The organism is Paenibacillus ilasis (assembly GCF_043195395.1).
In the GTDB taxonomy this organism is placed as follows: Bacteria; Bacillota; Bacilli; order Paenibacillales; family Paenibacillaceae; genus Paenibacillus_AQ; species Paenibacillus_AQ lautus.
This window is the reverse complement of record NZ_JBHDJG010000001.1, coordinates 2,308,344-2,327,946: the sequence shown is the minus strand read 5'-3', so window position 1 is coordinate 2,327,946 and position 19,603 is coordinate 2,308,344. Positions and strand designations below refer to the sequence as shown.

The following is a 19,603-nucleotide window of genomic DNA, read 5'->3' as shown; positions in this document are numbered from 1 at the left end:
TCAACCATTTTATTATCAATTCCCGGCTTGCAGCAAAACCCGATCAACATAGACGTGATAGCGTTCATGATACACATGCGCAAGCGGGATGAACAATACATCATCCGCAACATGGCGGAAAGCAATCTCGTGCTGCTCTGTTTCCTTGATGAAACTTTCCTGTAACGACTCTTCGCGCAGCGGAAGGCGCAGATAGCCTTTTGCTTCAGAGAGCGCAGCCAAAATGTACGGGCCATACGCCAGCGACACACGCTCTTTCCGATCGGGCGCAGCTTCCAGACGGAGCCGGCAGTCCAAGAAGAGTTTGATCTCATCTCCGTCCTGCCAATCCCGACTCACGCAGATGTACCCTTTGGAATCTGCGGCCATATCGGCCTCCCGTCCGTTGATCTCCATACGACAGTCCGGCCCGCTCCAATATGGACGGCGAATCTTCAGTTCGAATGTCCCCGTCCCTTCCATCCGCAGCGACACATTCCCGGGGGTGTAAGTATCTACGTCCAGCATCAGCTTCACCTGCCGTTCCCGCCAATGGAGCGTTGAAGGAACAAACAGGTTTACGTACAGGGCGGACTCATCGTAAAAATAAACCGCCTCCGTATATTTCAAATGATTTTCCAACCCGGTGCCGTGACAGCAGGTGTTCCCCGCCACGTCAAAGGACTTCGCCCCAGCGGGCGCCAGCGGCATGAAATACGTGCTCCCTCCCGTCGGCTTATGATCGCAGGAGGCCAAAATGTGATTGAACATTGTTCGCTCGTAATAATCCATATATTCCGTATTCGGGCAATATGCAAACAATGCCTTCGTCAGTTTCAGCATATTATAGGAGGCGCAGGTTTCCGCGGTTTTGTCACTGAGATACTCACCGATCCTGCCCGGCTGCCGGAACATTTCGCCCTCACCGGTGCCGCCGATGGAATACGTATGGGCGCTCGTTACGGCCTGCCAGAAAAAGCGGGCCATATTGTAATATTCTTTCTCCCCGGTGGCCTGGAATATTTTTAGCGCGCCGATGATCTGCGGAATGTGCTGGTTGGCATGCAGTCCGCCGATGGCGTCAATCTCCGCGCGCATCGGGACAAACAGACGGTCATTGTCGAACAGTCTTGCCGCAGCTAGATGTTCGGGTTTATGCGTAATGGTATACAGCTCAGCGAGCGATTCGTTGATGCCGCCAAATTCGCCGGCGATGTACATGCCCCACATGGTTTTCAATACACGGTTCGAAAGCCTGCTTAAGCGGTGGTACACCCAATCCCCGAGCTTATCGGCAATCACCAGCGCCGTGCTATTTCCCAGATGGCGGTAACAGTCAAGCAGTCCGGCGAAAATTTTATGCAGAGTATAGTAAGGAGCCCATATCTCCGGATAGCGGGTAAACTGCTCCAGCAGGTCAAACTGCTCCTCAGAGTATCCGCTAAGGAAGCCGCCGTGAAAACCGGGTTGGCTTGCAAAAGCAAGCTGGCATTCCTCCAGCGAAGCGATCATATACTCTGCCTTCTGTTTAATGTCTTCATCCCCTGTAGCCGCATAGCACAATGCCAGCGCCGACAAGTAATGTCCTGTCGTATGCCCTCTCAGCAGGCAATCCGGCGAATCCCAGCCGGTCATTTCAGGGGCTCCGCACGTATCCAGCCCGGCGGCTGCCCGGAAATTATATAACATTTGGTCGTCATAGACCTCCTTCAAGAAAGCGAGGCTTCTGTCTTGAGCGGCTTTAAAGGCCGTTCCGGGCTTCAGAATGACTGCCCCAGCGGGAAAGCTATTCATGGCGGGAGCGGTGTCCATCATTTCACGCTCCAGCTTGGCCGCCGTCCAGACCTCCGCGCTTACCGGAATGGCCGTGTCTTTTAGCACCCCTTGGATCATGACGGAACCTGGCTCCTCAAAAGAGCGCTCTTCTCCTTGTTCCCAATCCACGGCATGGGAAATGACTTCCCCCTCTACCGTTTCGACCACAGCCACCGCCGGTAAATAAAATGTCCTGCCCAGCTCCGCTTTTAGACGTGTCGGATAAATCTGGGACACTTGAATTTTGTTTTCTTCCTCCAAAATGGTCACTTCATAGACTTTTTCCTTGATGCAGCCACCATACTGAAACGTAGCGTGCAGCGGGACCGTACGTTTGCCGATTCCGTATTTCGGCCGGGTCACCGAGCCGTCGTCATGGAGAAAGCGGGAATCCTCTGATGTCCAAGTGATCTTCGAGCCGTATTTTCCTTTCCGGGGCAAACGCAGATCGAATTCCACCGTTGCCAAATTACCCAGATACAGCGTCTCTATATCCTTCTTAACAATGCGCTCATCCTCTTTAACCGTACTCATGTCATGCCCAAGGGAAAACGATTTTTTCATATCCATGCCTCCTCTTCCCATTTCTTATATAACTGCTCTCTGGCATCTGGAATGCCTGAATGAAACTGGATCAAGGAAGAGGCGCGAACCCGGCGGACATGCTCCATCGCTTCATGCAGGTATTGTTCCTGATCCTTCCCCAGCGCCCCGGCATCGCGACAAATGGTGACGGCCGCAACCCTTCCCTGGGCCATGGCCACCCGTGCGCTCTCAATTCCCGCAATATTGCCGGCGACATACAAGCCCTCCGCGGGTGTCTGCATGTTCTCGTTGTGAATCGGGATATGACCGCCCAGTTCCTTCACATAAACAAAAGGGCAGCCGGCTACCGCAGCCAATTCCGCGAGCGGGTACAAGCCGCCGGCAAGAGCCACGAAATCCACCTGCTCCTCCCGCTCGCTTCCATGAATGATTTCACCTGCTCCGGTTATATCCGCCAGCGTCACGGATTCCACATGATGTTTACCGTTGATGGATATCGCGGCAGTACGCAGCTGCAAAGGAATATCCCAAATTTTCATTCCGCCCCGCGGAAAGAAGCGGGACACCGCACCAGCCATTCCCAGGCTTGCAGCCAGCTTTCCTCCGATTCTCATCAGCGGAGACGGCGCCATATGAGCAAGGTTCAGCAATCGTTTCACCGCTTCTTCAGGCAAAGCGTCCTTACCGGATACAGAACTTCGTTGTGGCAGCACAATCCCCGCAATCGTTACCCCGCTGACGGACAACTCGCGGGCAATCGCCATAGCGAGTACATTCACGCCGATAATCAGCCCTCGGCGGCCCGGCTTTACATAATGTACATTGGCCATCACCTGAGCGGCCCCGATCGACATGACCCCGGGCAGCGTCCAGCCTGGGGTCGGCTGAGGAATTTCGGCGGCCCCGGTGGCGAGCAGCACCCTTGGAGCCGTGAGCGATCCGCATGTGGTTCGTACAACCCAGCGCCGGTCAGTCCGGAGCATGCCGTGAACGGAAACACCGCAGCGGATGTCTACCCCCAGAACACGGCATTTTTCTATCAGCTGTTCCGCAGCCCGCCTTCCTACCCACCAGCGGCCATTTTCCTCGTGAAATTGCCCTAGCATGCGTCCACCCGGCTCTGGGAATTCATCCAGCACAGCTACACACAGGCCATGCTCGGCCGCCACTGCTGCGGCGGATAATCCTGCCGGACCAGCTCCTACAATCAACAGATCGAATGACGGTGTCTTGGTCATGGCAGCTTCCTCCCCGTAATATCATTGGGAAGCTGCCGCCCTTCGTAAATAAGCATCCCCTCTTCGAGCGGGGTAAGGCAAGAGCGCACCGGCCCCCTCCCTTCCACGTTCAGCCGGCATTCCATGCAGTGGCCGATGGCGCAGTACAGCCCCCGGGCCGAGCCGGTCTCCTCGTGTCTGCGCAGCGTTCGAATGCCGGAGGCCAGCAGGGCCGCCGCGATCGGCTCGCCTTGAAGTCCGGTCAGCTTCCTCCCGTTAAACGTAAAGCTCACCGGTTTCCGCTCTTTCCTCTGCGGTCCCAATATCGGATGAACAGGAATCCTCTCCATTACACATCATCCTTTGCCAGCTGGCCGAAGGTTACGGGCCGTACCGGCGGACGGTGCGCGAGCAGCTCCGGATCCCGAGGGGAATCCGGATTCTTGGTATGAATCCAGGCTTCGAGAAGCTGTCTGCATACCCTGCCTTGACAAGCTCCCATAGCGGCCCGCGTTTTCATTTTTAACTGCCGAGAAGTGCGGCATCCTGACTCGTAGGCGGCCTCCAATTGAACAAGGGTCACTTCTTCACAGCGGCACATGATCATATAAGAACCATTCATCGGAAGCCTCCTATCGATAAGAAATAGCGCACGTCTTAAGCTGAGTATAGAAATCCAGAGCAGCCTGCCCCTGTTCGCGCGTATGGGAGCTTGACAGTTTCATGCCGCCGAACGGGGACTGATATTCGACTCCCGCCGTTTCCTGGTTAACACGGACCATTCCCGCCCGGGCCTCGTCCAGGAACCGGTGGGCATAAGATAAATTTTGAGTAAACAACGAGGCGCTCAGCCCATAAATCGATTGATTGCATATGGCCACCGCTTCATCAAAATCGGTCGCTTCAAGCACTGCGGCGACGGGTCCGAAAATTTCCTCTTGAACCAGGGGATGCCCGGCGTTCAAGCCCCCAGCCACCAGCGGCCGGATATAGTAACCTTCCTGATCTCCGGTTACAGGGGGGCCTTGCGCCAAAATTTCCGCTTCCTCGTTGGCCAACTGCACATAAGACATCACCGTTTCATACTGGCTTGCGGACGCCACGGGACCCAGATAAGCCTCGGAGTCAAGAGCCGGAGCAAGCTTGATTTGGGATACGGCTTGTGACAACGCCTCGATAAATGTTTCATAAATTCCGGATTCAACGATAATCCGGCTTGTTGCCGTGCATTTCTGGCCAGCCGATCGAAACGAGCCGCTGACAACGAGCGGCACCGCCGTTTCAAGATCGGCGTCGTTTAACACAATCGCGGCATTTTTACCGCCCATTTCAGTCTGGTATTTAATATTGCGTTTTGCACAGATTTGAGCGATGTTCAGCCCCGTAGATGTTGAGCCAGTGAAACTTAAGGCATCCAAAGGGATTTGCTCCAGAAGGACATTGCCGATCTGACTGCCCTTGCCGACAACCAGATTCATGACGCCTGGCGGAAGCCCCGCCTCGGCAAAAACTTCAGCGAGCCTGGTCGCGGTTAACGACGCAAGCTCCGCCGGCTTCCATATCACCGTGTTTCCGCTAATCAATGCCGGGGCTATTTTCCAGATCGGAATCGCAACCGGGAAGTTCCAGGGCGTAATAATACCCGCCACGCCGAGTGGAACCTTTCTCGTGTACTGCAGCACGTTCTGCTCGCTGGAAGGGATAACCGACCCGTTTGCGCGGACACCCTCCGCTGCGTAATATCGGAGCAGATTCACTCCCCGCTTGAGTTCCCCCCGCATTTCTGCAATCGGTTTTCCCATCTCCATGCTTGCAAGAAGAGCCACGTCATCTGACTTGGCTTCGAGTACATCTGCCATGCGGTCCAAATGCCCGGCCCTGGCTGAGCCGCTCATGCGGGACCAGGAGGCACAGGCCTCGCGCGCCGCCTGCTCGGCCTGAATAACGTGTGATGGATCCGATAAATGCAGCACCCCCACCTGCTCTTTAGTGTTGGATGGATTGGTCACGGCGACTTCCCCCGCCGCAGGCTTGATCCACTCTCCGCCGATCCAATTACGGCTGTTTATCATTTCCTTCCCTCCTATTCCTGAATCCTCTAGCTTTTTGACCTAGGGCTTTATAGCTGGCTGATTCCGGTTGACGGCAAACTCATACGCTTCCTTGATCGCTGCATAATCGGCTTCAGGCAGCGGAAGGCGAGGCGGACGCGTTGGGCCTACCGGAAATCCGGCCAGCTCCATCATGTACTTGATCGATTGAACCAGCTGCGGACTGGCATCGAAGTGGAACAACGGGAGAAGATGGCGATACAGTGCGGACGCATCCTGAAGCTTGCCTTGTCTCGCCAGGTTAAACAGCTCCACGCCTTCCTTCGGCAGGGCATTCGGCACGCCGGAAATCCACCCCGAAGCTCCGAACAGCGCTCCTTCCATCGCTAAATCGTCGACGCCGATCATCACTTCCAGATCCGTATAGGCCAAAATATCGTGCACACGGCGGATGTCCCCGGAGAATTCTTTGACGGCAACTACATGTTCGAGCTTGGATAGTCTAGAAAGCAGCTGCGGCGTCAAATCGACCTTGTAATCATGCGGATTGTTGTAAACGATAACCGGCAGCCCCACTTCATTGATCGCCTCATAATGAGCGATAACCTCAAACTCAAGCGGTTTGTAATTAATCGGAGGCAATGCCATTACGCCGGCAGCGCCCGCATCCTTGGCATGCTGTACCCATTCGACCACCTGCTTGGTGGAAGGTGCAGCAGAACCGACTACTACCGGCACCCGGCCAGCCGCGGCTTCGATGACGGTTTCAACAACCTTGGCCCGCTCTTCCCGGGTCAAGGCTGCATATTCACCTAAAGATCCGGTCGGGATCAGACCGTGCACGCCTTGTGAGATGAGAACATCACAAAGCTCGACCAGACGCTGGTAATCAACCTCGTAATTCGGTGTAAACGGTGTGACAAGCGCGACATAAACCCCTTCAAATGTTGCCATATCGACATTTCTCCCCTCTAATCCGGTTTCGTTCCATATCCATTTCTATCAGTAAAGAACAAATCCTTCCGACAGCGGATCGGTCGGATCCAGCACGAAATTCATAAATCCCATAATATAAGCGGTTCCTGTAAGCCGAGGAATGACGGCTTTGTACCCGTGCGTTTCCGTTTCCTCCGCGATGCTTCCAACCGTTTGAGCGCCAGCCATCCCCTCGTAAATGACCGGCTGTCCCGGCTCAAGCAAGCCGTGGGAATGTAAAACCGCCATATGGGCAGCGACGCCGGCGCCTCCCGGCGACCGGTCAAGCTGAACTCCGGCAAATACAGCCGTGCTGCGATATGCGGGCCGGTTCGGGGTTCCGCCATCGCACCGTTCAACCCTTTGATAGAAAAACACGCCATGAATCCCGGAAATCCAGTCCAGTTCCGGATGCTTCACCTCGTGCTGCCGTTCGAGCTCATCGCGGATCAGCCTGCCCCACTCCCGCAGCTTCTGAAGCGGGAAAGCGCCTTCGACTCCAAATGCGGTTGTGTCGACCACGGCATAAAATTCGCCGCCAAAAGCAATGTCGACCCTCGCTGCCACGCCTTGAACATTCACCGTAACCTGCTTGGCATAAACGAAGCTCGGAACATTCAAAAAGGAAACGGACCGGACTTCATGCCCTACGCAGTCGGCATAAGCCGTTACAGTACCAGCTGGGCAATCGATCAGGACCCCATTGACCGCATCCGAAGGATCCAGCTGTCCCGTCGCCGTCCATGCCGCGACGGCCGCGATGATGCCGTGACCGCTGACGGCCGCGAGACCTTCCTGATTCAGGAAGAGCAATCCGAAGCGCGCAGCTGCCGTTGACGGTGCCGTGACAATCGCTCCCGTCATCTCGCGATGCCCTCGCGGTTCGGCCAGCAGAAGCTGTCTGACGGAATCGAAATGCCTTTTGAAAAATAATGACTTTGCGTGCTGCGAGGAGCCGCTTAGCTGCGGCAGGCCGCCAGTGATGATCCGCAGCGGCTGGCCGCAGGAATGGGTATCCATCGCCGCATACCATTTCGTTGTTTCCATAATGCTTGCCTCCGGTACGATTCATTAGAGCAGGAAAAAGCCCTGGTTCAGTTGATCCTGATCCTGCAAAGCAAACTGATGAAAGCCCGTGATCCAAGCCGAACCGGATATTTCGGGAATGACCGCCGACAAACTGCCCACCGTCGTTTCCTCCACAACCTTGGCCCGGAACAGGGAGCCCACAATGCTTTCATGCCAAAACTCCTCCCCCTTTTCAATCTCCCCCTTGGCGTATAGCACGGCGGCTTTCGCTGAGGTTCCCGTCCCGCAGGGGGAGCGGTCGATGCCTCCGGGAGGAACCACAACCGTATTCCGGCAGCGGGCCGACGGTGATTCGGAATCGCTGTAAAACTCAATATGGGTGAGCCCGCGAATGACGGGATTCTCGGGATGTACAACCTCCACCTCGCGATTGATCGCCTCCCGTATTTTTATCGCCAGCCGCACGATATCCGAGCCCCGGCCGGGAACCAGCGGCAGATGAAGCAATCGTGCATCCACAAGCCCGTAAAAATTGCCGCCGTATGCAATATCGACAGAAATTTCGCCGAGGTTCTCCACGTGAACCCGAACATCTTGCTTGTATAAAAAAGAAGCGACATTCGTGAACGAAACCTGCTTCACCTTGCCGTTCTCCACCATAAGCCTTGCTTCAACAAGTCCCGCCGGAGTATCCAGCTTGATGACGCTTTTGCTCTCGGGATAAATTCCTCCCTCGACCAGCGCGGTGCATAAACCGATCGTGTCGTGACCGCACATCGGCAAATATCCACCGCTTTCTATGAAAACAACCCCGATATCGGCTCTTCTGTCGCACGGGGGTGTCAGAATACAGCCGGACATCACTTCATGTCCCCGTGGCTCCAGCATCAGAGCTCGACGAAAATGGTCGTAATGCTCAGACATATACACCATCTTCTCAGTCATCGTTCGACCGATCAGCTCCGGCGCTCCGCTTGTCACGGTCCGGGTCGGGTTTCCCCCCGTGTGTGTGTCGACTGTACTCACCAGCTTGGATATTCTCACAAGATGACCTCCTGACGAACCGTCCCGCGGTGGAAACGGTCATAACGCAGCGGCTCTACCGGAATGCAGGTCGCTGCTCCGCTCAGCATTTCACTGATCGTTTTCCCCGTGACGGCGGCCAAACTGATGCCGTCGCCTTCATGTCCCGCCGCAATATAGAATCCGGGGATTTCATCAACGGGCGAAACAATCGGCAGATGATCCGGGGTCCAGGGACGCAATCCCGCGTAGGTTCGAAGCAGCGGAATCTGCTCCAGGACGGGAAAGAAGCGGATCGCCCTTTCAGCGATGAGCCGAATGACCTCCTGATCCACGCGGGCATCCATCCCTGCAAATTGGCGGCTTGAGCCGATCAGGAAATTTTGCGAGGCGGTCGGTTCAAAAACGAGCGCGATTCCGTACTGCTCAAATTTCGGATCAACGCTGCGCTTCCCGCCAAATTTGCTGATCAGATAGCCGAATTCCATCACCTTCCGTTTCCCGATGCTCTCCCATCGGGAAGCTACCAGGATATGCCCTTTGCGGGGCTCGATCGGAATATCGAGTCCGACCATTCGTCCAATATGCTTCGACCATACTCCAGCCGCATTGATGACGGTATTCGTGCGAATCGTACCGCCGGCTGTCTCCACACCGCGGATTCTACCGCCCGCATCAAGCAAAATCGACGTGACGGGTGTATGCACCCGAAGCCTGGCCCCATATCGGCGGGCGGCGGATGCCAGCGAGTAGGTGAGCAAAACCGGATTCACCGTAGAATCCGTGGCGCATTCCAGGCCCCCCAACAGATCTTCGGCCATATGGGGCCACTCGCCGCGCAGATCCTTATGGTCGAGCATGCGGAAGGGAAGGCCTGCCTCCCGTTGGCGTAAAACCCAGTTTTCGGCTGCAAGCATCTCCTCTTCCGTCTCGCAAACCAGGATGCTGCCAGGAGCCCGATACTCAAATTCCTCGTCGAGGTCCTGTACCCATTCCGCCACCAGCTCCTGTGATTTTAAGGACATCTGGCTGTCGAAGCCCGGATCCTTGTCAATCGCCAAAATGTTGCCGTCGCATTTGGAGGAGGTTCCCCCTGCGATTTCACCGCGCTCTACTACCATCACGTCCATTCCCGCTTTCGCCGTATAGTAAGCGATGGACATGCCGATAATCCCGCCGCCGATCACGACAACTTCCGCAGATTCAGCATTCATGGATGGATCCCATCCCTCCCCTCTATAAAACGATCAGCTCTTTGTTCGATGTTGTCAGTACTTCAATGCCGGTTTCTGTCACCAGAATGTCGTCCTCGATGCGAACGCCTCCGTAATCAGGAAGATAGATGCCGGGCTCAACCGTCAAAATCATCCCTGGCTCAAGTGGCTCTTCCGTTTGTTGAGAGAGCCGCATAGGCTCATGAATCTCCAAACCGAAGGCGTGGCCGAGGCCATGGCCGAAATATTCTCCGAATCCGCGGTTGGAAATATAATCCCTGGCCAGCGAGTCTCCTTCCTTCCCGGTCATTCCCGGTTTTAGCCCCTCCAGGGAAGACCGGTTGGCTTCCAGCACGATCCGGTAAATCTCCCGTTGACGTTCCGACGGTTTGCCGATAAAAACCGTCCGCGTCAAGTCGGAGCAGTATCCATCAACATTCGCACCAAAATCAAGGGTCACGAATTCATTCAAGCCCAGCAGCTTGTCGCTGGCTATTCCGTGCGGCAGCGACGAGCGTACGCCGGAAGCGATGATGGCGGGGTACGCCGACGAGACCGCGCCGTTTTTGCGCATGAAATATTCCAGTTCCGCTGCCACCTCCCTTTCGGATACGCCAGGCTTCATAAAACCCAAAATAAACTCAAAGGCCTTTTCCGTAATTTCGATCGCCTTTCGAATACAACGCTGCTCCGCCTCGTCCTTGATGCCTCGCAGCTTTTCGATGATTGGCCCGATTGGCAAGAGTTCGATGCCTCCAAACGTCCGCTCATACGATTCATAGTCCGCATAGGAAACATGATGTTGTTCGAACCCCAATTTCTTGACGCCGACCTCGTTCAATTTCTCACGGATCAGCTCAAGCGGCTGGCCCCCATGCTGCACTACCTCAAATGCCTTGGCCTGCTGCTCCGCTTGGCGGGTGTATCGGAAATCGGTTACTAGCCAAGCCTGACCCTGTGTAATGACCGCCCAGCCCGCGGTACCCGTAAAGCCGGTAATATATCTCCGGTTAAACGGGCTGGAAATCAACAGCGCGTCTATTTCCTTCCGCTCGAGCGCTTCCCTTGCCTTATTAAGTCGTTGAGACTCCATATTCTTCACACTCCCTCCGCATTGTGACAAATCGAATTTCATTGTTTTCAGAACTTAATGACATTACATTGAGTTATATTCAACTATGTTGAACTATAGGTATGCAAACACCCGCATCATCCTTTTATTCCGGTCAACGTAATCCCCTCGATAAAATAACGCTGACCTATGAAAAACACCACGATGACCGGCAGAATCACCACGGTCGAAGCTGCCATCAGCAGATGCCACTGCGCGCTGTGAAGCGACTGGAACATTTGCAGGCCGAGCGCGAGCGTGAACTTTCTCTCCTCATTTAAGTACACCAGCGGTCCCATAAAATCGTTCCAGGAATTCATAAAGGAAAACAAACCGATCACGATAAGGGGCGGTCTGGACAAAGGAATAATAATCCGGGAGAAAATGGTCCACGGGCCGGCTCCATCCACATAAGCCGCTTCGTCCATATCTTTAGGTATCGTGGAATAAAACTGCCTCAGCAGGAAGATATCAAAGGCTGAGCCGAACCATACCGGCAAAATTAACGGCACATAGGTGTTAATCAGATCGGCAAACCTCCAGCCGATAAAGGTGGGAATCAAAGTAACGGCACCGGGAAGCATCATGCTGGCCAGTAGCAAGCTGAAGAACAGTTTCCTTCCCGGCCAATCCAGCCTGGCGTAGCTGTAAGCACCGATCGAGCTGCTGAAGAGAGCCCCAAACAAGCAGCTGAGGGTAATGATCAGCGTGTTGCGGAAGAACCGGAAAAAGTCAATGGTTGTCAGCGCCTCGACATAATTTTGAAGTCGAAGCGGCGAAGGGATCCACTTCGGCGGCATCTCAAAAATCTGCAGTGAATTCATCATCGAACTGCGCACCAGCCAAAACAGCGGCAGCAAACAGAAGGCAGCTCCCACAACGAGGACCGAGTAAACGATAATCTGCGAAATACGGCGGCTTCTTTTCACAGGGAGCTACACCTCGCTTTCGTAAAATACCCAGGACTTCGACGTCCGGAAGAAAATCACGGTGACCAAAAGGATGATGATAAAAAGAATCCATGCAATGGCCGAAGCTTGCCCCATTTCTCCAAACTGAAAGGCCTGCCGGTAAATGTAATAGTTATAAAACAAGCTGGCGTTATTGGGACCTCCCTGCGTCATAATCAACGCCTCGGTAAACACCTGAAAAGCTCCGATCGACCCCATGATCAAATTAAAGAAAATAATTGGCGTCATCATGGGAATCGTAATATGCCGGAATTTCCGGATGGCGCCGGCGCCATCCACGATGGCCGCCTCGTACAAGGATCTTGGCACCCCTTGCAGGCCCGCCAAGAAGATGATGATGGTGCTTCCCATTCCCCATAGGCTCATCAAGACAATCGAAGGCACCACGGTTTCTTCGGAATACAGCCAGTCGAGTGTGGGCAGATTCAGTGCTTCTAGAAAGCTGTTGAACAATCCTAGATCAGGACTAAACAACCATAGCCAGATCATCGAGGAGGCGACCGCAGGTACGATGGACGGCAAATAAAAGATCGTGCGGAACACGGATTTGCCTCGGATAAATCCCATATTCAGTAAAAATGCGGCGATGAAAGAGAATACCAGCCCCAGTGGAACACGGAGGATCACATATTTGAAGGTGACCCATAACGAGTTGTAAAAATAGGGATCCGTTCCGTCAAAGAGCCGAGTATAATTGGTGAATCCGATAAATTTAGGCGTGTTGACAATGCGGTAATCCGTAAAGCTGAGCAGCAAGCTGGCGATCATTGGCAGCATGACAAACAACATCAGCCCCAAGATGCTGGGTAGGGCAAACAGGATGCCTGCCATTGCAATCCGGCGTTTGTGCAGAATATGAATCCCCCCCTATCTTAAATAACTATCGTTAAGGTCTAACAGGCCGTGATTTAAAGCGGCTTTTCGTAAAGAATCACCTACCGTAATATCCTTCGATCAGCGGCAGTACTTTGGGCTCCACGCCTCTTAACGCTTCTTCCGCGCTTTGTTTGCCCGTCCACACCAAATCAAGGGCGGGTGTGACGAGCGCGTTGATTTTATCCAGGTTCTTGACTTCAAATCCCGGGGTGCGGATGCCGTTTTCAATGGTTTGCTTCATAAAAGCTTCCGTATAGCCTTCCGGATGCGCTTTGTTCCCTGCCGCCCATTTGTTGATCTTCTCGGGATTCGTGTACCATTCTTTCTTCAGCGGCATCCATAACCCGCCCTCGATCAGCGGCAGCACCGATTCGGGATCCGCCATGTATTTATACAACAGCCATGCCTCTTCAGGGTGCTTGGTTGATTTGAAAATGACCGTCGGCGCGCCATCAAGCAGCGTGTTGCTTACCTTAAGCTTCGGCAATACCCCGACACCGAGATTAAAGTCCTGCTCCGCAAAGGCTTGAAGAGCCCAGTTGCCGGACACCGTCATGGCGACTTTTTTCGTCTGCAGCGCCGTGTCCGGCAGGTTTTTGGTCTGCAGCGGGGTAGGGGAAACATGATGAACATACATCAGATCCGCAAGCTTTTGAATCGCTTCGATCGCCTCCGGCTGGGCAAGCCCAAAACCTTTGCCGTCTTCGGTCAGAAAGTTGCCACCATTGGAGACTACCGCCGCCATCATGTTGTAAGGGTCATACTGAAGGCCGAACTGCCTGATTTTGTCCGGGTTAAAATTCGGATCCAGCGCATTTCTTCCTTGGTCATCCAGCGTTAATTTTTTGGCGTATTCCACAAACGTGTCCCAATCCCACGCTTTATCCGCCTCCGTCGGAGGCAGCTCGACTCCCGCTTCCTGCAGCAATTGTTTGTTGTACATTAGACCGTAGCCTTCAACGGCGGTGCTCATCCCGATGGTATTGCCTGGATCAATTTCATACCATACCTGGTCCAGGTAGTCCTCTTTGTTAAAATCAGGGTCGTTCTCCATCAGCGGCGTGAGGTTCAACAGTTTCCCGTCACGCCCCCAGCTCAAAGCCGCTCCCGATGACAAATAACCGAGATCCGGTGCCACATTGCCTGCCACCATCGTAGTCAATTTTGTCAAATAATCAGCCGGAACATGCATTGGCTCCACCTGGATGCCGGTCTCCTTCTCGAAGCGTTCAAGCGCTTCTGTAACCGTTTTCTTTTCAATCGTGTCTCCCCAGAAGGAAAATTTAAGCGTAACCGTTTCCTCCTTGCCTTGGCCTTCCTTGCCAACTTGCCCTTCTGAAGCTCCTCCGCTGTCCGAACAGCCTGCCAGCAATACGCTGATGGCCAAAGTTGACGATAAAACCGCCCCTGCAAGACGTTTGGTTATGTTCATCTACTCACCCTCCATTCATTGGCTGATCGTTCATATATTTATTGTAAAAAAGAGCCGTCCCAAAAAAAATTCTAACATTTTTGTATTGGTGGAGAATTTTCAGTTATTTGATATAGGCAGGTTGATGTTTACGATGGTGCCCTTTCCTTCAACCGAAGTCAGGGTGATCCCGTAAGCTTCCCCATAAATGAGTTTGATTCTTTTATCCACATTTCGGATGCCGATGGAATCGCCTTCGAGCTTGATCAGTTGTTCTAATTTGGCGGGTGGGATGCCCGTTCCGTTATCCTCCACCGTAAACTTGCGCGCCTCGCCAGCCATCCATCCCCGAATGGCAATCCTTCCCCCGCTGTGCAGACGGGAAAATCCGTGGACGATCGCATTCTCGACAAACGGTTGCAGGAAGAGTTTGGGTACACGGTAAGCATAGAGCTCAGGAGCGATGTCATACTCGACGGTAAACCGGTCCTCGAAACGCTGATTCGTGATGAATATGTAATGTTTCAGCCAGTTCAGTTCCTCGGCCAAATCACCGGTGTCCTGGCTGTTCTCGGAGGTATAATGCAGCATGGAGGACAAGCTGACAATCATGCGGCTTAATTCTCTTTGGTTGTTTTCAAGCGCCGTCCAATTCATGATGTTCAGGGTGTTGTATAAAAAATGAGGATTCAGTTGTATGTTCAGCGACATGATCTCGGTTTCTTTTTCTCGTAGCTTGACTTTGTAATTCTCTTCAATCAAATTGTTGATCTTGAAGTTCATTTGATTAAATTTGTGGATTAACAGCCCCATCTCGTTGTAGGATTCCACCGGTATTCGGGTATCAAATTCACCTTCGCCCGTCTTTTTGATCGCCTGAAGGAGTTGATGAATGGGCCTGATAACGGTATTGGCAAAAACAAACGCAAGCAGGAGCGAAAAAAGCAGGAGGGCGACAGCCAAGTATAAAGTGTAGGATTTAATCTCCGGCAAAAAAGCGGCCGCCAACGCTTCGGGCGATATGGTGACACCCGATATCCAGCCCGTTACCTCCGATGTATCAAAACAAACGATGAGCGGTTTCCCATCCTGCGTAACCGTCAAGGTCCCACTCTTCAATTTCACCATTTTGTCAAGCCAACCGGGATCGACGCCCCTATCTCCCTGCTCGATGCTCGTGCCCGCCACGGGCTTTCCGTCCGGGCTGACAATAAAAAAAGAAGCTCCTGTGGAAGGGAGCGTGTCAGCGAAGCGGGAATGATAGATTTCCGGATGATAAACAATCGCCAGCACCGGGAGTTCAGCCTTGCCCTCTAGTTCGATGACTTCGCCATTGTTGATGTTGAACAGCTTCAGCAAGCGGACACCCGCCAGCAGGCGGTCATATTCGGGAGGCTTGGAGCGGCTGATATCCTGCTTAAACATCTGATCAAACGAGAAGGTAGGCACCCACTGCATGGCACCGTCCCCCTGTAATGCAGCCTGGTATAAAGCCGTTTGATTAAAATTCCCATATGGGATGAAAGCGGAGGCGCCCGTTGGGCCAATGTTGGAATAACTGGTCATGAGGTGGATGGAATAGATTTGCTCCAAATCCGTAAAGTATTTGTTTAACGCGCGGCTGACCTTTTTCTCCATCGTGATCATGCTGTATTCGTCATGCGGATTTGCATGCAAATACTGCTCATACAACGTTTGTTCTGCGATGATGGCCAGGCTGCTTTCTTCCACCCGTGCAAGCTCCGTGTCCATGATTTCATTGTTTTGTTTGACGATGGAATAAAGATTTTGCCGGGCAAATTCGGAGACAAACTCTCTGCTGGAGTTAAAATATTTCCAGCTCAGGATGCCAAGAGGTATCGAAACAATGAGGGCATAGGTTAAAAAAAGCTGAAACCTGTAGCTGAGATCTTTTAAGCGCGGCAATAAACAACGTCCTCTCAAATGACATCCCTTCCTTTTAGCGAGTAGCGGATAAATGGCGATATTCTTCCGGGCTTGTGCCAAATTCCTTGCGAAACAGTCGTATGAAGTACTTTACATCCTTATACCCTACGCACTCGGCAATTTGGTAAACCTTTTGAGAAGTTTGCAGCAGCAGGCCTGCGGCCGCTTTCATTCTAGTATGTGTGATGTACTGATGGACGGTCATGCGGGTATGCGTTTTGAACAGCATACAAAAATACGAGGCATTAAAATGAAATTTTACCGCCAGTGTGCTTAGTGACAAATCACCTTCACTATAGTGCGCATCAATATAGGCTTTGCAGCTGTCGATAATGGACCCGGCATTGTACTGCCGCCGTTGTTCCAGGCGATCCGTCAGCTCGAGGATCCATTGCCGGGCCGCCTTAACTAATTCATCAACGGTATGGCAATGCAGCAAAGCTTCCTCGTAGACGGCGCTATGTAAGGGAGCGAGCCCTTTCTCCATTAGGAGAGAGGTGGCTTGATGGATAGAGGCCGCGAGAAAGTATTTCAATTTTTCCGGCTCGGGATAACCGCTGCTGACGGCCTGGTGAACAGCCGAATCCAGACAGGCTTCGATTTCCGGCTTATTTCCGGATAGTACCGCTTTGGTTAATCCACTGAATTCAAGCTTCACGACGGCCGGACGATCTGCGTTATCCAGTGGCTCGGCTTCATACACCGCCCCTCCGCCTTTATAAAATCTTGTTTTGAGTGCGTGACAGGCCTGCTGGTAAGCTTGTTTGGCTTCCTGTCTCCATTCCGTAAAATAACGGCCCATGCCAAACGTTAGTTCCACCCCGTATTCACGCTGGAAGTATTGAATGACCTCCTGCAGCTTCGAGTTCAAACCGGGAACAACCATGGAGGGAGGATCGGAGCTTATCATCAAGACGGCGAGCATTTTGTCCTGTAAGCAAAAAGCGCAGGAAAACCCCAATTCCTCGATCATCGGCAGCAGTATCCCTTTAAGTCCGCTCAGCAGAAGTTTGTGATCTTTCGCCTCGCCAAAAACAGCGGTGAGCACGATACCGTGCTTAAATTCCGGGAACGTGCTCTCCAGTAACCGATAATCCTCGTCGGACGGACATCCCTCCAACATCTCGGAAAGCGAGGATTCAACGGACGCAAGGCGTACAGCGCTTGCTCTGCGCTCCGCTTTTGCAAGCAGCGGCAGAATGTTTTGTTCTTCAACCGGTTTCAGCACATAATCGCTGGCGCCCAACTGGAGCGCGCGCTGCGCATAAACAAAATCGGAGTAAGCGCTCATAATAATGATGCTTTCATTCCCCCCGTGGCGGGTCAGATGCTCCATCAATTCCAGGCCGTCCATCACTGGCATCTGAATGTCCGTAAAGACCAGATCCATCCGCTGAAGCTCCATGCTGTGCAGAGCTTCCGCCCCGTCCCTGGCATGAAAAATGTTATACTCCGGCTTCAGAGCCTTCAGCATCCGTGACATTCCTTTTCTGTGCTTCGGTTCGTCATCCACAACCAAAATGTTTAACATGATCCATCCCCCTTGTACTGTGATGAAAAAAAGCCCACGCGGAAATCAAGTAAATGGGAAGTTTGAACTGCCATCGTTTACATGAGTCCTGCATGGGCTTCATTAACATTGCATGATATTTATTTAAAATCACCCTCTCCTAAGCATTGGAGTTGGAGCAAAACACCGACAGATACTTGACCTCATCGGTAACCAGTGTATATGAATGATTTTCAACCGAATCGAAGTACAGGCTGTCACCGGCATTTAACGTGTACTCTTCTTTCCCTACGTAATAAATCATCGTGCCTTCCAGCACATAAATAAATTCCTGCCCGACATGAGAATATGTCCTTTTGCCCGTTTTCCCTTTCTTTGCAACAAAATAAAACGGCTGCATTAATTTCTCCGGCCGTTCGGCCGCAATCGCGGAAAACGAATACCCTTTATCCGTCTGAACCATTTTCCCTTCACTTCTAGCTTTCGGTGTATATACCGTTCCATTCAAATCGCTGTCGTCCAGCAAAATCGAAATTTTGGTTCCAAGCGTTTCGGCAATCTTGATGAGCGTTCCGATGGGAGGCACCGTCTTCCCATTTTCGATTTTGGACAACAAGCTCTTGGTGAATCCGCAAGCCTTTGCGATGTCATCCAGGCTCCGGTTTTGCTCCTTTCGAAGCCTTCGGATTTTGCTTCCCAATTCCATACGATTGTTCTCCTAGTAAAAATAATGTCATTCAACCTAGTTTAATAAAATGAAACAACATTAAATTAAAGTTGTCAATAAAAATTAACAAATATGCCTAGACAATTTAACATACCTGTGATTTTTAAAATGCGGAGGGAGAATAAATCAAATCAGTATTACCCGACCTTTAAAAAACCTCTCGTGGGCAGATATACTCCGCTAACGAGAGGCTTCTAACGAGTACAGTGATCGACAGGCCGAGATGGCCAGGAGAAAGCCTGAGGAATCCTCAACTATCCATGCGACCTACCCAATCTTGCAAAGTAGCTCACTACAAAATCACGAAACTGCACTGCAGTATGGGTTATATAGCGGTCCTGAGGCCAAGATAGGGCAATCGAGCGATTGCACCAGTTTTCTTCTAGTCGCAGCAAGACGACTTCAGATCCGTTGGAACCGCCCCAAGTAATAGATGGAAAAAAAGCAACACCTTGACCCGCGCGAATCAACCCGCGGACTGTGGCAGGGTCATCGCTCTCATATCGGATCTTCGGAGTAAACCCCGCAAGACGACAAAATGCATCGGTCGTCTCTCGTAACGATTTTCCCCGAGGAAGCATAATAAAACTCTCATCCTTAAGCTCCCTTATTCCAATATGTCCGCGGTTAGCAAGATGGTGCGTTGTGGGAACTGCAACGTAAATGTCCTCCTTAAGCAATGAAACAGACGCGGTCCCCTGTGGAAGTGAAACAGCATCGGAAAGGCAAAGATCAAATTTTGTTATTCCGGTATATGATTCGGAATGCTGAAGAAGATGGAATTCAGCGTGGGGACATTCCTTACGGAAATCGGCCAATAAATCTGGTAGTAGGTGGGATGAAACACGAACGTCCAGAGCTATGTAAGGTCCAGCCGCACCGACTAGATCTTGCAGCTGCAGTTTACCATCTTCAATCGCTTTCAAGGCGATATCCACTTGATGAAGAAACAACGCGCCATGATGATTCAAACGTATCCGTTTGGGCTCACGGTCAAAAAGCTTGGTGCCCAGCTCAGCCTCGAGGGAAGCGATCATTTTGCTAAGTGCTGGCTGAGAAATATGTAAGTAGTCTGCTGCTTTCGTAAGATGCTGCATTCGAGCCGCGGTCTGGAAATATTTTAGCTGAAGCAGTTCCATTGCTGTTCCTCGCTTCCTATGATACATAACTTCTAGGTTATGTAAATTATGAATTAACATAT

General features: G+C 52.3%; 17 protein-coding genes. All 17 read right to left on the bottom strand.

The features are described 5' to 3' along the window. Positions 1-15: 15 nt before the first annotated feature. Positions 16-2,358: a beta-L-arabinofuranosidase domain-containing protein gene (locus ACETK5_RS10830; protein WP_394055552.1), complete on the bottom strand. Its 2,343-nt coding sequence runs from the start codon at positions 2,356-2,358 to the stop codon at positions 16-18. Further along, positions 2,355-3,578, bottom strand: coding sequence for an NAD(P)/FAD-dependent oxidoreductase (locus ACETK5_RS10825; protein WP_394055550.1), 1,224 nt, complete (start codon positions 3,576-3,578; stop codon positions 2,355-2,357). Before ACETK5_RS10825 ends, ACETK5_RS10830 begins: the two co-directional genes overlap by 4 nt. Beyond that, complete coding sequence (locus ACETK5_RS10820) at positions 3,575-3,907, bottom strand: (2Fe-2S)-binding protein (protein WP_394055548.1); 333 nt, start codon at positions 3,905-3,907, stop codon at positions 3,575-3,577. The genes ACETK5_RS10825 and ACETK5_RS10820 overlap by 4 nt, the downstream gene beginning before the upstream one ends. Then, positions 3,907-4,179 carry a (2Fe-2S)-binding protein gene (locus ACETK5_RS10815; RefSeq protein WP_100537396.1) on the bottom strand — a complete coding sequence of 91 codons (273 nt, stop codon included), beginning with the start codon at positions 4,177-4,179 and terminating at the stop codon, positions 3,907-3,909. Before ACETK5_RS10815 ends, ACETK5_RS10820 begins: the two co-directional genes overlap by 1 nt. Before the next feature lie 10 nt (positions 4,180-4,189). Beyond that, entirely contained in the window at positions 4,190-5,626 is a 1,437-nt protein-coding gene (locus ACETK5_RS10810) for an aldehyde dehydrogenase family protein (protein WP_394057388.1), read from the bottom strand. 42 nt (positions 5,627-5,668) lie between these two features. Next, on the bottom strand, positions 5,669-6,562 hold the full coding sequence (locus ACETK5_RS10805) for a dihydrodipicolinate synthase family protein (protein WP_394055545.1): 894 nt from the start codon (positions 6,560-6,562) through the stop codon (positions 5,669-5,671). A 48-nt stretch (positions 6,563-6,610) separates the two neighbouring features. Then, positions 6,611-7,630 carry a proline racemase family protein gene (locus ACETK5_RS10800; RefSeq protein WP_394055543.1) on the bottom strand — a complete coding sequence of 340 codons (1,020 nt, stop codon included), beginning with the start codon at positions 7,628-7,630 and terminating at the stop codon, positions 6,611-6,613. A 24-nt stretch (positions 7,631-7,654) separates the two neighbouring features. Beyond that, on the bottom strand, positions 7,655-8,656 hold the full coding sequence (locus ACETK5_RS10795) for a proline racemase family protein (protein WP_100537399.1): 1,002 nt from the start codon (positions 8,654-8,656) through the stop codon (positions 7,655-7,657). After that, the gene (locus tag ACETK5_RS10790; protein ID WP_100537400.1) at positions 8,653-9,849 is read right to left on the bottom strand and encodes an NAD(P)/FAD-dependent oxidoreductase; all 1,197 of its coding nucleotides are present in this window, start codon (positions 9,847-9,849) and stop codon (positions 8,653-8,655) included. The genes ACETK5_RS10795 and ACETK5_RS10790 overlap by 4 nt, the downstream gene beginning before the upstream one ends. Before the next feature lie 22 nt (positions 9,850-9,871). Next, on the bottom strand, positions 9,872-10,942 hold the full coding sequence (locus tag ACETK5_RS10785) for a M24 family metallopeptidase (RefSeq protein WP_394055540.1): 1,071 nt from the start codon (positions 10,940-10,942) through the stop codon (positions 9,872-9,874). Between the two features lie 116 nt (positions 10,943-11,058). Then, positions 11,059-11,889: a carbohydrate ABC transporter permease gene (locus ACETK5_RS10780; RefSeq protein ID WP_326113476.1), complete on the bottom strand. Its 831-nt coding sequence runs from the start codon at positions 11,887-11,889 to the stop codon at positions 11,059-11,061. A gap of 6 nt (positions 11,890-11,895) precedes the next feature. Then, the gene (locus ACETK5_RS10775) at positions 11,896-12,762 is read right to left on the bottom strand and encodes a carbohydrate ABC transporter permease (protein ID WP_246059525.1); all 867 of its coding nucleotides are present in this window, start codon (positions 12,760-12,762) and stop codon (positions 11,896-11,898) included. A 100-nt stretch (positions 12,763-12,862) separates the two neighbouring features. Next, on the bottom strand, positions 12,863-14,239 hold the full coding sequence (locus ACETK5_RS10770; protein WP_100537403.1) for an ABC transporter substrate-binding protein: 1,377 nt from the start codon (positions 14,237-14,239) through the stop codon (positions 12,863-12,865). A gap of 99 nt (positions 14,240-14,338) precedes the next feature. Then, complete coding sequence (locus tag ACETK5_RS10765) at positions 14,339-16,144, bottom strand: sensor histidine kinase (protein WP_394055537.1); 1,806 nt, start codon at positions 16,142-16,144, stop codon at positions 14,339-14,341. 34 nt (positions 16,145-16,178) lie between these two features. After that, entirely contained in the window at positions 16,179-17,696 is a 1,518-nt protein-coding gene (locus tag ACETK5_RS10760; RefSeq protein WP_394055535.1) for a response regulator transcription factor, read from the bottom strand. A 139-nt stretch (positions 17,697-17,835) separates the two neighbouring features. After that, entirely contained in the window at positions 17,836-18,381 is a 546-nt protein-coding gene (locus tag ACETK5_RS10755; RefSeq protein ID WP_100537406.1) for a helix-turn-helix domain-containing protein, read from the bottom strand. A gap of 275 nt (positions 18,382-18,656) precedes the next feature. Next, positions 18,657-19,541 carry a LysR family transcriptional regulator gene (locus tag ACETK5_RS10750; protein WP_394055532.1) on the bottom strand — a complete coding sequence of 295 codons (885 nt, stop codon included), beginning with the start codon at positions 19,539-19,541 and terminating at the stop codon, positions 18,657-18,659. Between the last annotated feature and the right edge of the window lie 62 nt (positions 19,542-19,603).